Annotated in this window: 17 protein-coding genes; 8 read left to right on the top strand and 9 right to left on the bottom strand. The window is 67.0% G+C overall.

The genetic code is table 11. The annotated features are described in order from the left end of the window. Window positions 1-70: 70 nt before the first annotated feature. The 7 genes from ACYVF3_RS19230 to ACYVF3_RS19200 form a co-directional block, all read right to left on the bottom strand. Window positions 71-1105 (bottom strand): DUF4192 domain-containing protein, encoded by a 1035-nt coding sequence (locus ACYVF3_RS19230; RefSeq protein ID WP_461155610.1) that lies wholly within the window; start codon window positions 1103-1105, stop codon window positions 71-73. A gap of 261 nt (window positions 1106-1366) precedes the next feature. After that, window positions 1367-2275, bottom strand: coding sequence for a bifunctional DNA primase/polymerase (locus tag ACYVF3_RS19225; RefSeq protein WP_461155609.1), 909 nt, complete (start codon window positions 2273-2275; stop codon window positions 1367-1369). A gap of 88 nt (window positions 2276-2363) precedes the next feature. Then, on the bottom strand, window positions 2364-2705 hold the full coding sequence (locus ACYVF3_RS19220; RefSeq protein WP_461155608.1) for a hypothetical protein: 342 nt from the start codon (window positions 2703-2705) through the stop codon (window positions 2364-2366). Window positions 2706-2837: 132 nt separating this feature from the next. Next, the gene (locus ACYVF3_RS19215; RefSeq protein ID WP_461155607.1) at window positions 2838-3026 is read right to left on the bottom strand and encodes a hypothetical protein; all 189 of its coding nucleotides are present in this window, start codon (window positions 3024-3026) and stop codon (window positions 2838-2840) included. Window positions 3027-3071: 45 nt separating this feature from the next. Next, window positions 3072-3263, bottom strand: coding sequence for a hypothetical protein (locus tag ACYVF3_RS19210; RefSeq protein WP_461155606.1), 192 nt, complete (start codon window positions 3261-3263; stop codon window positions 3072-3074). A 94-nt stretch (window positions 3264-3357) separates the two neighbouring features. Then, complete coding sequence (locus ACYVF3_RS19205) at window positions 3358-4755, bottom strand: ParB/RepB/Spo0J family partition protein (RefSeq protein WP_461155605.1); 1398 nt, start codon at window positions 4753-4755, stop codon at window positions 3358-3360. Window positions 4756-4880: 125 nt separating this feature from the next. Then, window positions 4881-5351 (bottom strand): hypothetical protein, encoded by a 471-nt coding sequence (locus ACYVF3_RS19200; protein ID WP_461155604.1) that lies wholly within the window; start codon window positions 5349-5351, stop codon window positions 4881-4883. Window positions 5352-5778: 427 nt separating this feature from the next. Here ACYVF3_RS19200 and ACYVF3_RS19195 point away from each other — a divergent pair, with 427 nt between their 5' ends. Both ACYVF3_RS19195 and ACYVF3_RS19190 read left to right on the top strand, forming a co-directional pair. Then, on the top strand, window positions 5779-6291 hold the full coding sequence (locus ACYVF3_RS19195; protein WP_461155603.1) for a DUF6624 domain-containing protein: 513 nt from the start codon (window positions 5779-5781) through the stop codon (window positions 6289-6291). Between the two features lie 615 nt (window positions 6292-6906). Beyond that, window positions 6907-7464, top strand: a complete 558-nt coding sequence (locus tag ACYVF3_RS19190) for an NUDIX hydrolase (RefSeq protein WP_461155602.1) — start codon at window positions 6907-6909, stop codon at window positions 7462-7464. On the opposite strand, the gene ACYVF3_RS19185 is transcribed toward ACYVF3_RS19190, so the two are convergent. Continuing rightward, complete coding sequence (locus ACYVF3_RS19185; protein ID WP_461155601.1) at window positions 7436-8674, bottom strand: XRE family transcriptional regulator; 1239 nt, start codon at window positions 8672-8674, stop codon at window positions 7436-7438. The two genes, ACYVF3_RS19190 and ACYVF3_RS19185, sit on opposite strands and share 29 nt — an antisense overlap. A 209-nt stretch (window positions 8675-8883) precedes the next feature. On the opposite strand from ACYVF3_RS19185, the gene ACYVF3_RS19180 reads away from it, so the two are divergent. From ACYVF3_RS19180 to ACYVF3_RS19160, 5 genes are all read left to right on the top strand, one after another. Further along, on the top strand, window positions 8884-9255 hold the full coding sequence (locus tag ACYVF3_RS19180) for a zinc finger protein (RefSeq protein WP_461155600.1): 372 nt from the start codon (window positions 8884-8886) through the stop codon (window positions 9253-9255). Continuing rightward, window positions 9252-9560 carry a hypothetical protein gene (locus tag ACYVF3_RS19175; RefSeq protein WP_461155599.1) on the top strand — a complete coding sequence of 103 codons (309 nt, stop codon included), beginning with the start codon at window positions 9252-9254 and terminating at the stop codon, window positions 9558-9560. Before ACYVF3_RS19180 ends, ACYVF3_RS19175 begins: the two co-directional genes overlap by 4 nt. 95 nt (window positions 9561-9655) lie before the next feature. Beyond that, window positions 9656-10543, top strand: a complete 888-nt coding sequence (locus tag ACYVF3_RS19170) for a radical SAM protein (RefSeq protein ID WP_461155598.1) — start codon at window positions 9656-9658, stop codon at window positions 10541-10543. Between the two features lie 7 nt (window positions 10544-10550). Then, window positions 10551-11297: an AAA family ATPase gene (locus ACYVF3_RS19165; RefSeq protein WP_461155597.1), complete on the top strand. Its 747-nt coding sequence runs from the start codon at window positions 10551-10553 to the stop codon at window positions 11295-11297. Beyond that, on the top strand, window positions 11297-12148 hold the full coding sequence (locus ACYVF3_RS19160) for an aminoglycoside phosphotransferase (RefSeq protein ID WP_461155596.1): 852 nt from the start codon (window positions 11297-11299) through the stop codon (window positions 12146-12148). The genes ACYVF3_RS19165 and ACYVF3_RS19160 overlap by 1 nt, the downstream gene beginning before the upstream one ends. Window positions 12149-12198: 50 nt before the next feature. Here the strand turns inward: ACYVF3_RS19160 and ACYVF3_RS19155 are convergent, their stop codons facing one another. Further along, on the bottom strand, window positions 12199-12528 hold the full coding sequence (locus ACYVF3_RS19155) for a hypothetical protein (RefSeq protein ID WP_461155595.1): 330 nt from the start codon (window positions 12526-12528) through the stop codon (window positions 12199-12201). 425 nt (window positions 12529-12953) lie between these two features. On the opposite strand from ACYVF3_RS19155, the gene ACYVF3_RS19150 reads away from it, so the two are divergent. Continuing rightward, a complete protein-coding gene (locus ACYVF3_RS19150) occupies window positions 12954-13139 on the top strand; it encodes a hypothetical protein (RefSeq protein WP_461155594.1) in 186 nt (61 codons plus the stop codon). Window positions 13140-13158 lie beyond the last annotated feature (19 nt).

The raw sequence follows: 13158 nt of genomic DNA, 5'->3' as shown, positions 1-13158 counted from the left end.
GCCCGGTTTCGCTCGGTGTGGCGCGTGAAACCGGGCCCTGTCTGGCGATCGACGCCCGCGCGGGGCTCTACTACTGGTCCGTGTTGTCGGCGGTGTCGGTGTAGTCCCGGAGGAATTGGGTGAACTCCGATGGCGGGATACCGTTGCCGAGCGCGTGGTGGAGCAGGGCGGCGAGGGTGTGTGCGGGGTCTGCTTCCAGCGCGCGGTCGAGCGCGATGTGGGTAAGGGCTCCGTCGCCGCGCACGTAGGTCGCCACCGCCAGCAGCGTGGCGACCTCGGCGACCTCGGGGGCCGGTGCCTTGCGGACGAGGGTGACCCACAGGGATTCCGCCGCGCCGGCGTGCTCGCCCAGGGCGGTGGGCAGCAGCGCGTCGCGGACACGTTTGTCGGAGATCCAGTGCAGCATCCGCACCAGCGAGTCCTCATCCGGATACTCGCCACCTGCGATATCTGCGACGGCCTCTCCGATCGCCTGAACCCGGTCGGCCACGGCATCTGTGTCGGTGTGGGTGTCGTCGAGTCCGAACCCGTCGAGCTTGAGGGCCCACTCGGCGGCGGTGGCCCCGTCGCGTTCGGGGGCGATCAGTGCGCTCATGTCCTCGCGGCTGGAAAACAGCACGTTGCCTTGTGCGGTCAGCTCGGCACCCAGCGCGGAGGCCTGCGGGTCTGTGACCGTGCCGTGCAGGGTGGGATCGAGGTAGGAGACCCACTGTGCGCCGTGGCGGATGTACGGGGTCCACAGGGTGGTGAGCACCGGGAATCCGGCTGCGGGCAGCGCGGCGTTGAGCTGCTCGACGAGCCGGTCATGCGGCAATCCCTCTGCCTGCTCGAATTCGGCGTCGGTGATGACGAACAGCATGAGTGCATCGGGCCGCAGAGTCTGGAGCGGTCCGGTCCCGGCGTCCAGAAAGCCCACGAACTCCGCGTACTCCTCGGGTGTAGGCAGGTCGAGCCGGATGGTCGCACCGAGCTGCGTCTGGCCGCCTTGGTGCTGGTGCATGGTCACGATCACCAGCGAATCGGTCGGGTAGAAGCCGAGCATGTGCGGCAGCGCGGGCAGCACGTCGTCGACGGTGTTGAGCGCCACCGCGATCGGATTGGACATGGAGGTACTCCCTGACGAATCGGAGACAGGATGAAAAGACCCCCTGTCGCCCCGGCCACGAGCGGGGTGGCCAGGGACGAAAGGGGGCGGTCGATACGGGTGAGGGGGATCAGGACGCCGACCGGGGTGGCGGGGGTGCGCGCAGCGCATCGCGCAGCGACGCCGCAGGCGCCCTTGCCGCCCCGGCCGGGGGCCTGATGGGCTGCGCAGCCCATCGACGACCCCTTCGGGCCCGTCACACGGCTCGCAAGCGCCCCCTGGTTAGTCCTGGGCGCGGCGGGTGTCGCTGATGCGGCGGGGGCGCTGGATACCCCACGCGAGACCGGCGCGGATGGTGGTGTCGGCCTCGGCGGGGGTGAAGCCGTCCCGGCCGAGGTATGCTTCGACGGCCTGGCGGAGGGCGTTTTCGGCGGCGGCGTAGTCGAGCTCCTGGCCACCGACCAGACGCCCCAGCGCGCCCGCGGCCCGCAGCAGCGTGTGATGGCGTTGTCCAGTGACCGCTTGGGCCACGGCCTCGGCCTCACCCCGGACCACGGCCGCGACGTAAGCGGCGGCACGCTCGAGAGGAAGCCCCAGGTCCGAGGACTCGGAAACCGGATGGGGTGTGAGCGCGTCGGTGAGCCACTGCGGCAGCGGGGCAACCGGCAGATCGCGGTGCACGCGATACCGGCCCTCAGGGATCACGGATCCGGCTGCCACGACATAGCCCCCGGCACCTCGAGTATCAATCCAGCGGCCCAAGCGCCCCACCGTGCACCGCAACTCCCGGTCAACTGGGGCGGTGAAGTAGAGGTGCTGCCCGCCACTGGGCGTGGACACCGTACGGGTGTGGTCGGGAAACTCCTCACCCGCCGCGGCCGCGAGAGCAGCGAGGACCTCGCGGCCACCGTGAGGTTCGGCGGCGTCGCTCTCGTAGGAGTGGTGTGGGGTGTCGAGGTCCACGACGAGCAGCCCGGACGGGCCGCAGGCGATCCCCACGTTCCGAGGTGCCTGCAGCCACCATTGCCGGATCTGGTCGGGGTCGGTGGTCGCCGAGGCCTCCCACTCGACGATGGCCGGCTTCTTGCTGCGAGGCCGCAGCGGGAACACCGCGAGTCCCGCGCCCGCGGCGTCCAGGGCGACGCGCATCAGTCGCGGTTCCGGTGAGCCTCGGGCGGGTGTGGGTGGCATGGTGCACGGTCCTTCCTGGACTCCACGGTAAGCCCGGCGGGAGGGAATCCGTCGCACCTCCGGAATGGCCTTCCAGCACGGCCTGTCCTCACGGTGCGCGGGTGGCGTCCGTCTGTTCGGGTGGGGTTTCGCGGGGTGGGTCGATCTCGTTCCAGCCGAACGGTTCGCAGGCGAAGAAGTGCCCGTCCACGCACACCACATCCCCCACCGACAACGACCGGTGCCCCTGTTCGCGGTAGGCCACGGCCCGTGGATCCGAGCTTGCGTGGGCGGGGGAGCGGCCGACGGTGAACAGCTCGAAGGCTCGCTCGGCGATCTCGACTCCAGTCGTGGCGGGGTGCACCTCCGGATCGGTGTAGGTGTAGACGCAGGTGACGGTGTCGCGCAGCGTGTAGCCGAAGAACAGGGCGTCGTAGGTCGTGTTATGCAAGACCCGGACCGTCACCGGATCCCGCGACGACCAAGCGTTCTTGTGTGTGCGGGTGTTCATAGTGGATTCCTCCTCCGGGAATGACACAACGCCGGTCCCGCAGTGCAGGACCGGCGTTCGTCACGAGGACTGTTACTTGGATTCGTCCGAGTCCTCAGCGGACTCAGCACGTGCGGGGTCGACCACCGTGGGTGTGGTGGTGTTGCGGATGCGGTCGATGAGGGCGGTCACGAGGTCGTCGGCCTGCCGCAGCCCTGCCCTGACGAGACCACCGACGAGAACAAGAATGAGAATCTGAAAGATGATCCAGAACAACCACATGGGACACACTCCTTCTCTGAACTGTTCGGTTAGGTAGAGCCGGGTCTATTCGTGGGGTTTGCGGCTGTGGTCGCGGGAAAGTTCGCCGAGTTGGCGGCTGCGGTTGGCGCGGCGGAACCATTCGGCCTGCAACGCATCGAGCCGCCCGGTATCGCGCTCGATGATCGCGTCGAACGTCAGCACCTCAAGATGCTCATTGCTCACCCGCGTCAGATCCGATTCCTCCTCAGCGGACACCGAAAAACCTCCCCTCAAAGACAAAGGGCGGTCCCGGGTCCCCAACGGTGCGTGGGGACCCGAACCCGCCGCGAGATGCGCGGCCACGGGAGGTTCAGGCGGCTTGACTGTCCGAGGTGTCGGTGTCGCTGTCCGGGTTGAGAACGAGCTGTTCGACCGGGGACAGCGGGTAGCCCCAGCCTGCGAGCGCGGTGAGGTAGCGCTGGTCGGCCGGAGTGGGGGAGCGCCAGGTGCTCACGGTGTGCGCGGCGTCGTAGCCCTCCTCGTAGGCACAGAGCACGAGGCCGAGTTCGAGCGTGGTGACCTGGTCCTCGTTCATCCTGCGCCCACCGGCCTTGAGCCGGTCGACCCGCTTGTCCCCGAGCACGGTGCGGGCGTAGCCGTTGCCGCGGCTGATCGCCTTGGTCACCCGCTCGTCGCCAGCTGCGAGTACGGAGGCGAGGAACTGGCGGGCCTGCTTCGGCGGGGTCTTGCGCTGCAGGAACTCGCTCAGCCACTCCCGCCGCACTTCCAGCGCGGCACGCCACTGCGGGTTGTACTCCCGGGCCCGCGCCCGTTCGGCCTTCTGTTCCTCGGACAAACCCTGCTCCCCACCGGGAGAGGAGGCCTCGGAGCGTGGGTAGTGGCCGTGCTTGGTCCAGTCCAGGCAGTGCCAGGACACGCGTGCTTCGCCGGTGTAGATCGACCGCACGCTCGCCGCATGCCCCGGGCAGGACTGGTGCTTCTCGACCTTGTCGGCCAGGACCTCGCCCTGGGCGTCCTTCAACGCCGACAACGGCCGCGAGGAATCCGGCAACTCGGCTGCGTCCACGACGGTGACACCGGCACTGGTCAGGCGCTCGATCTCGGCCTCGCGGACCTGCCGTGCCTCACGCTCCTGGCGGCACCGGGCCATCATGTGACCGAGCTGGGCGGGCTGGTTGTGCAGGGTGTCGACGATCTCGGCGTAGGCGTCCTCGTCGTCCTCGAACTCGCTGATCGCCGCGAGCTGCAGCATGTCCAACTGCTCATGCGCCCGGGCCAGCGACGTCGTCTTCGCGCTGCCACGGACCTTCAGCGCGGCCTTGACGACCGTGACATCGGTCGTGAGCTGCTCGGCAATGTCGTCCGGGCTGAAGTCGTAGAGGGCCATTTGCTCGATCATCGCGGCTTTGTCGGCCTCACCGAGACCGCGGCGATGCTCGTTGGCGATCCACTGATCGACAAGCCGCTGCCACTCCTTCGCCTCGGCTTCGTCGACCAGCAACACCGGCACCTGATTCTGCTTGTGGTGCAGGGCGCCGAGGACGCGGGTGAAACCATCGATGACCGCAGGACCGTCGGTAGTCGGTGTGGCGAGGACGGGAAACCGGACGCCGTGGGTGCCGATGCTGGCCAGCATCTCCGGCTCCTCGGATTCCAGGTCCGCGATCGTGCGCGGATTGTTCCGAAGCACCAGATCCTTCGGATCGAGGTCGTCGAGATACGGCAGCGTCTTCTCAGTCGTTGTCATGAGAGCTCTCTATTCATCGGAGTCGACACACAGCGGCGGGGCCGGGCCCAGGCCCGGTCCCGCCGCTGTGTGGCAGGTGGTCTTCAGATGTGAGGGGGTACGCGAGTCGGTGCTCGCGGGGGTGTTCAGGGCCGGTCGTGGTCGGTGGACGGCCTCGCATTCGGCGGAGCAGAATCCGGCTCGAACCGACCCGGATTGGGCACCAGCACGGCCGGATGACCCGACAGATCCTCGTGGTCGCCCACCGCGCGCTCCTCGGCCTCGACACGGTCGTCGTAGTAGCGCGACAGCACGGTGCCGGCGATGTGGCAGGTCGGGCACCAGATCCCGTAGCCACGCGGGGTGAAGTAGCCGACGGCGATCTCGTGGGAGCGGTAGTCGTATTGCAGGGCTGCGATGATGATCGACGTCACCGCATCGGTGATCCCCCGAGCCTGTGGGAGGGCGAAGCGTTGACCCGACGGGCCGTAGAAGTTCACCCGCACCTGCTCCTCGCCACTGGGATGTTCCAGAACGCCGATGAGATGAGCGTTATTGAGGAAGACGCGGGATTCGTCGTGGCCGTACCGAAACACAGTGATGTTCGGCAAATCCATAGCTATTAGTCCTTTTCCGTAGGAACCAGAAAAGGGCAAAACCCACAGCCACCGCCCAGCCGAGCACGGCGGGGCGGTGGCGCTTGGGTGTTCTGCCTGCGGCTCTACGGCTGGGCGGTGGGTCCGGAACGCAACACGGGCGGGGTCCCCTCCGGGGTGCCCGTGTTGCGTGGAGAGGCCCGGCGTCCAGCACACTGCTAGCAGGCAGAAACACCGAAACGCGCCACCCGCTCCCGGGGGACTTGGCACAACCGGACTACAGGCGCAGAAGCACAGCCGCGATGCACCCGGAGCGGGATCAGTGGGGCGCGTCACCGTATCGGGAGCCACTGACAAAACCAGGGCGCCGTTTGCCCTATACCCCACATCCAAGGCGACTTCCCTGCTCATCTCTTACGGCTGCAGCGTCCCGCCTAGGCTTCCGCGCGTGGACACCGGACTCCGCGAGGAGCTTCTACGTCGGGCCGAGCGGGATCAGCAGGCGCGCGCCCAGCACCAGCCGGGATCGAGCGGGTGGGGCGAGGTTCGTCGCCTCGATCACGACAACACCGCCTGGTTGGACCTGGTGATCGATGAGCACGGGTGGCCGGGTCATGCGCTGGTCGGCACCGAGGCGGCGCACGCGGCGTGGTTGCTGGCGCAGCACGCCGACGCCGAACATCAACAGCAGTGGGTGGGCCTGCTGCGTGCGGCGGTCGATCGGGGTGAAGCGCAGGCCCGAGACTGGGCTTACCTGGCGGACCGGGTCGAAACCCGTCAGCGCAGGCCGCAGAGGTTCGGGACGCAGTGGGTCGATACAGGTGACGGTCGCGGGTATCGGCTGTTCCCGCTCGTCGATCCTGCGCAGGTGAACACCTGGCGCGCCGAGTTCGGTCTACCACCGGTCAGCAGGGCGGACGTCGAAGCCGCGTGGTGCGCCGAGGACCTGTGGACCGACTGACCGGACAGATTTGCCTGGTCACCTCTCCGGCATCGGCGGCAACCCTGGATAGCGAATCTCGACGCGTGTGGGCTGTATCGCGGAAACGGTCGCGCTTTCCATAGCGACATCGATGTTGGTGGTGATGGCCGAAACGGTTGCCCCCGCACGCTCCATGTTGATGCCCCATTAGCTGGTCGTTTGGTAAGGCTGTCGAGCAGGATCGGGACGCCGAGACGATGGCGCGCATCCACTGGTGCGCTCTCCTTGGTGATGGTGCCGGGGCCATGAGCAGGACGATGTCGGCGCCTTGCCTCTACAGCAGGTAGAACCTGGTCGCGCCCCGAGCCCGAGGCCCTGGTCACCGCGGCTGTCCCTGGAGGCGATGGTGGGTGGCCTGGTTCGACCTTCACGATCTGTGACGACCTCTGCGCTAGCCTGACCGTGCAGATCTCTGGAGCCGCTGCATTGACCATGCTCCTGAGGACTTCGCAGTAGATCAACTGCAGCTTGCGACCCCGTCCGAGATGGTAAGGCTACGTCTGATCTCAGTCCCGAGCTTGGTACCGGGAGCAGTTTGCTGTGACCAATGTCGTTGTGGAGGCCGTACGCGGCGTTCCGGTAGCGTTTTGCTCCGTGGCGAACGAGACGAACGCGCCCGCGCTGGCGACTTGGACCATCCATGGCGAACGAATTGTCGATGACACTCGACGGCTCAAGCTCAGTATCGCGTCTGTCGAGCTCCCGGACGGCGTCACGTTCGAGCAGTATGTCCTGCGCATGCCCAAGGCAGCGATGACTCTGGTCATCGACTCGGATCACGTACTGATGATCTATCGGCACCGGTTCGTCCTCGACCAGTGGGTGTGGGAATTGCCAGGGGGCTACGTCGACCCGGATGAGGACCCCGCGTTGACGGCGGCCCGCGAGGTCGAGGAAGAAACCGGCTGGCGCCCTCGGTCGATTCGGGCGTTCGGTCGGTTTCAGCCGCTGACCGGTACGGCTGACTTCGAGAACTTGCTCTTCCTGGCAGAGGGAGCTGAGGACACCGGTAAGCCTGCTGACATCAACGAGACGGCACGTGTTCAGTGGGTGCCGCTCGCCGAGATTCACCAGCGTATCGAGCAGGGCGAGATTCCCGGCGCTGCAGCACAGGTTGCCTTGTTCAAGCTGTTGGCTCAGCGTCGAAGCTGATTCCGATCGCGGCGAGCTCGTCGGCGAGTTCGACGACTGCAGGTGCGGCCTGGTGCCGACGGAGCCGGGTGGCGAAATCTTGTAGGTACACGACGGTGCGTGCTGACTGCAGCTTGCGCCCGAGCTGCAGCGCGTCACGACCAACCGCGCATGCCTCATCTATCTCCCGTAGGTCGGCCAGGATGGAGGCGAGCAGCGCTGTGTTGAAGAGCTTGCCGCGTTCATAGCCGGCGCTCATCTCCAACGAGCGGCGGGCGAAACGCTCGGCGGCGCGAAGTTCTCCGAGCTCACGCATGCAGTGGGCCATCTTCGCGGCGAGGTATGCGGCGTCGTAGTAGCTGAGCCAGTGCGGATGCTCTTGTCGGTCGGCTCGGCTGAAGGCGTCTTCTGCGTCCTTGAGGGCTGCGATACTGCCTCGCTTGTCGCGTAGCAGTGCCAGTCCGTGAGCTTCCATGACGGCGGTTTCGGATTCGAGGGCAGCCAGCCCAGTGCCAGCGGCCGTATCTCGGGCGGCTTGTGCGAGGCCGACCGAGACCGCACCGTTTCGGGCGTGTGCGGCTTGGTGGCTCATGCCCGCGAGCATTTCCGCTGACAGCGCGTCGTCACTCGCTCTCTGGCAGAGTTGCAGAGCTTGCTGCAGGTGCCGGCGTCCCGCCAGGTTGTCGCCGACGTCGTATGCCATCCAGCCTGCCAGCTGATTGAGTTCGGCGACGGCGACGACGAACTCGATGTGGCCCTTGCCTTGACGATAGATGTGCATCGCGGGGGCGACTTCGTCGGCGAGGTAGGTGCCCACCAGGCCGCGAGCATGTCCGCCGCCAAACCGGTTGTCGAGGCCACGGAATGTCGCTGTCGTATCTTTGATCGACTCAATGGTGACGGGCGCGCGCTCGGTCTCCTGCATGAGAGTGGGCAGCGTAGTGCCGCGGAACCACCCGAAAGCGGTTTTGTGGGCGCGCCTGTGTGGCGCTTCCGTGCGCGCCGGGAGCCTGAACCACAGCTCAGATTCGGGGATGTGGAGCGTGGAGGCCCACGATGCGAGTTTGTCGAGGTCGGTAGGAGCCTTCGTCGCGCGTTCCAATCTGCTGACCTGGGCTTGCGTCATGTGGAGCCACCGTGCCAGTGCTGCTTGAGTGATCACCGGTCGGTGCTCGTAGCGATACGCGTAGAAGATGCGTCCGAAATGTTGGGAGCGGAGCGCTTCGGCCACCTCAGGACGCTGCCAAAACCCCGGTTTCTTCGGTTCGGGGCTAGGGGTATTGGGCGCAGCTTTCCGCCGACACGGGCTGCACAGCACGTCGGTCTGGTCGCGTCCCAGGCGACTGCCACAGGTGCGGCATGCCCTGGTGTGCTTTGCGCCCATCGTCACCCCATCAGTCCAAGGTGACGATCAGTATATGGTCCACGACTCCCGGTCACGTGCAGATATTCGCGGCATGTATATCGAATGCGGTTTCGTCGTTTTCCATCCCGCTGCACACGGTGAAAGTGGCTGCGACAGAAATCTTCCTGGTCATGGAGGACACGGCCATGGCTTTTCAGCCGCACCCTTTTCACTGGGCGCCTGCAGCTGGTCGGCGGCACGCGAGCGTCGACCCGTACCCACCAGGCTGCTCGATTTACCCGGACGGAGTCGAGATCACGACGTTGTGTGGCGAGACGGTGACCTCAGCCCGCGGCGAGTTGGCGTGGTTGTGGGAAACCTGTCCGGGCTGTGACCAGGCTGTGCGCAAGTTGCTCGGTATCGCCTGGCGGTCGGCGGTGCTCGAGGAGACGGCGGCCCGCCCATGAGCACACGCCACGACGCGACACGGGAGGGTTATCTGCTGGCGCGCGGCTTCCAGGCGGGGCCGGTGAGCAGCGGCACGGGCTGCACCGGTCCCGCACAGCGTCAAGGGGATCCGACGATGTCGAGTGTCGCCGACGTGTGGATCGATGACAAGGGCAATGTGCACGAGCGTGAGCCGGATCAACCTGGCCTGTCTCTGTGCGGCCTGAATGCCGGGATTTCGAACTCGGTGATCTCGGCGCGCGCCTGCCCGAATTGCGTCTCGGAGCACTTCGCTCGCGAACAGTCGCCGGTGTTGGTGCCGTAATCCCCGGTCGGCACCAACACCGGTCTCCACCCGGCCGGGGCAGCGCCCGACAGTCCCCGGCCGGGCCAGTCGATCCACCGAATTCGGAGGTTCCTGTGGATGCATCTGTTTCGTTCGTGTGGTTGGAAATCACGGGCAGGTGCCAGCTCGAATGTCGGCACTGCTATGCCGAATCCGGCCCTGAGGGAGACCACGGCGCGATGGTCGATACCGACTGGCGCAGGGTGATCGACGAAGCGGCCGAGGTCGGGGCGCGGATGGTGCAGTTCATCGGTGGTGAACCGACGCTGCACCTGTCGTTGCCAGCCCTGATCGACCACGCACGTACGCGCGGAGTCGAGGTTGAGGTGTTCTCGAACCTCGTGCACGTAACGCCGGGGTTATGGGACGTCCTCGCGCAACCGGGCGTGCGGCTGGCGACGTCGTACTACTCGACTGAGGCTGCCGAGCACGCGCAGATCACGAAGCGGCCGACCTACGCGCGCACGAAGGCCAACATCGCCGAGGCAGTTCGGCGGTCGATTCCCGTGCGGGCTGGCGTGGTCAACCTATGGGACGGCCAGGGCAGCGACCATGCGGTCGCCGAGCTACATGAGCTCGGGGTCACCGAGATCGGCACCGATCGGCTCCGCGAGGTTGGCCGTGGAGTCCGCATTGGCCAGGCCGGCCTCGATCAGCTGTGTGGGCACTGCGGCGACGACAAGATCGCGATCTCGCCGGCCGGGGATGTATGGCCGTGCGTGTTCTCCCGCTGGTTGCCGGTGGGCAACGTGCGCGAGCGTGCGCTCGCCGACATCCTGGCCGGCCCACGTATGGCCGAGACGGGCGCGACACTGCGCACCCACTTCGCCACCCGGCCGCTGTCTGCGTGCGATCCTCAGTGCGGGCCGAACTGCGGCCCCGCCTGCAACCCATCGTGCTGGCCGACCGGTGCCGGACCGTGTGGACCCAACGGCGGGTGTCAACCGAACTACGATGCCTAGGAGACCGGTGTACGTCCGTCGCGCCTACATTCGTGAGGCGAACCGCCCCGGCCGCGCTGAGCGCGACCGGTGGCCGTTCACCGTGCCGTGCGTGGCCGAGCTCGCCGAGGAGGGCTTGACTTTTCAGGCTCCGGTGACCTTCTTCGTGGGCGACAACGGGTCCGGCAAATCCACGCTGGTCGAGGCCATTGCCGAGGGGTTCAAGCTCGACTCCTACGGTGGCCGGCTGGCGGCGAAACGCGGTCGGCCCGATGCCGTGAAGACGCCGCTCGGTGAGGTGCTGACGCTGGAAACCACGGCGGCCGGGTCGCGGATGCTCGGCGGCCCCAGGTCTCGGAAGCAGGGGTTCTTCCTGCGCGCGGAGACGGCGTTTCAGATGACCGAGAACCTCGGTGGAGTGCCGGGTTACTGGGAGGACAACACCGCCGAGATGTCGCACGGCGAGGGCTTCCTGACGGTGTTCCAGGAGATGTTCACCAAGCCCGGGTTCTACGTCATGGACGAGCCCGAGGCCGCGCTGTCGTTCACCTCATGCCTGAGGTTGGTGGCGCTGATGCACGAGCTCGGCCAGTCCGGTGCGCAGGTGGTGTGCGCGACGCACTCGCCGATCCTGGCGGCCGTACCGGGTGCTGACGTCATCGAGGTGGGCGAGCACGGGTTCCGGCGGCTCAAGTGGGACGAACTCGAACTCGTCGACCACTGGCGCCGTTACCTGGCCAACCCGAATCACTACCTGCGCCATATCGTCGACTGATGGCGCTCCAGGACGCCGTGGTCGCCGAGGCCGACCATCGATTCGCCGAGTGGATGCGCGGCAACCTCGCGCGTGCGGCCGCGCACTTCGCTGTCGAGGTGGAGGGTGAACCTGTCTTCGGGTGGCGGTTGCGCTCGATCGGCGCCCCGGCCCGTGACGCCCACGGCGCGGCTCGGTGGTTGCGCGTGGTCTCGGAGTTCCCGGAATGGGCTTCGGGGGAGTTCTGGACCGGCAACGCCGAGGCGAACACGCTTCCGGCGAGCATTCCCCGCCCCCGAGTCCTGGCGACGACCGAATGGGCAGAGGGACGTCGCCAGCGCGCCGAGCTCGCGACTCGACTACCCGGGCGGCCGTGCTCGACCGACGACGCACCCGTGCCACCGCTGCGGCTTGATCCGGCGTGGTGGGCCGCCCTACGAGCCACGCTCGCCACGTTGGCGGCCACCCCTACCCGCCGCACCCACGCCGATCAGGAACGGGTCACTCGTCGTATCCGTGGTGCCTTCGGCTCCCAGGTCGATACCCACGTTGAGCGGTGGGAGACCGTGCACAGCGATCTGCACTGGAACAACCTCATGCAGCCCGAGTTCGGGCTGCTGGACTGGGAAGGCTGGGGGCGCGGCCCGGCCGGCACCGACGCGGCCAGCCTGCTGTGTTGCAGCCTGCTTAACCCCGACACCTACCGCGCCCTCCGCTCAGAGTTCGGCGATGTCCTGGACTCGCCGACTGGACGGGTCTCGCAGCTCTACGCCGCGGCCCGGCTGCTGCACCGGGTCGAGATGGACCAGCGCCTCGACTTCGCCGATGCCTTGCGGGCCCACGCCCGCGCACTTCTCGACGGACCCGCCTGATCGGCGAAACCGCCTGCGTGGATCCGATGTGCGGGTCGATTCAGGTGAGTTCAGTGTTTGTGCCCTTTGCGGGCCGGGGCGTCCTGGCGTAGCTGCACCGCGTCTGCGGGCACCCACGCGGTATGCGGTACGCCTCCGCCGCCATCGCCGCGGCGGACGCTGTAGCGGACTTCGGCAACCCAATCGCCCGTGGTGGTCTTCAACCACGCGGTCTGCTCACCGGGCACCACGGCCTGCAGATCCCACCCCTCGGGGAACGGGCGTACTTCGGTCGGGCGTGGGTAGAGGCGAGCCAAGTTCACCCACACCGGACGCGCCGGTGTGAACCGGCGATCATCGCCCCGCTTCCACGATGGCTCCGGGTGGATGAAGTCGAACACGCGTTCTAGTATGGCGGTTGCGGCTCCCGAACGCACGGGCTGGCTCCGTTTGACGGTCAGCGACGCGGGGCATGTGCCAGGGGTGCTGGTATCAGTGCGGCTGGAGCTCGGCTGCTTCCTGCTCCCGGTGCGGCCTTGACGACGGCAGGCACTCGTCCGGCTCCCTCGTCTTGGGGTCGCGTCACGGGAAGTCGTTCATCACTGCCTGGGCTCAGCTCCTCGTTCAGCTCAGACCAAGTCGTTGCGCGGTAGTGCCGGGGCGGGCGACCCCGACTGCCGCCCGCCCCGACTCGGCAGAACCCCGACGCCCCACCATCCACACATGCCTCGTCATCGCAGGTCAGCAGGCATGCGCGAGGTGAATACTCTGCGTCACTGGTGTCCCCGTCAAGGCTTCGCCCGGAAGTAACTGTGATCGTGTCCGCTTGAGCCGCGTTTGCCCGACCATGTTGAGCAGTGCATTGCGGATCGCCAAGAGCCAGCCGTGTGACCTGACTGAACGGGCCGCCGAGGGGTGCTTCGAGGAAACGGTGTCGGATCCCGATGAGGTCCTCGATGCGGTGGCGAGGACCTACTTCGAGGTCAACCCGCATTATGTTGGCCGCGAGTGAGGTCTCTGATGAGCGGCTA

Source organism: Saccharopolyspora tripterygii, assembly GCF_054778355.1.
Note: the sequence above shows the minus strand (reverse complement) of the source record. Positions and strands in the feature narration are given on the sequence as shown.

Bases quoted from the DNA above. Each gene is read 5' to 3' on its own strand.
- ACYVF3_RS19230 (WP_461155610.1), bottom strand. From the start codon at position 1,105: ATGTCCAATCCGATCGCGGTGGCGCTCAACACCGTCGACGACGTGCTG.
- ACYVF3_RS19200 (WP_461155604.1), bottom strand. From the start codon at position 5,351: ATGGATTTGCCGAACATCACTGTGTTTCGGTACGGCCACGACGAATCC.
- ACYVF3_RS19205 (WP_461155605.1), bottom strand. From the start codon at position 4,755: ATGACAACGACTGAGAAGACGCTGCCGTATCTCGACGACCTCGATCCG.
- ACYVF3_RS19225 (WP_461155609.1), bottom strand. From the start codon at position 2,275: ATGCCACCCACACCCGCCCGAGGCTCACCGGAACCGCGACTGATGCGC.
- ACYVF3_RS19215 (WP_461155607.1), bottom strand. From the start codon at position 3,026: ATGTGGTTGTTCTGGATCATCTTTCAGATTCTCATTCTTGTTCTCGTC.
- ACYVF3_RS19160 (WP_461155596.1), top strand. From the start codon at position 11,297: ATGGCGCTCCAGGACGCCGTGGTCGCCGAGGCCGACCATCGATTCGCC.
- ACYVF3_RS19175 (WP_461155599.1), top strand. From the start codon at position 9,252: ATGAGCACACGCCACGACGCGACACGGGAGGGTTATCTGCTGGCGCGC.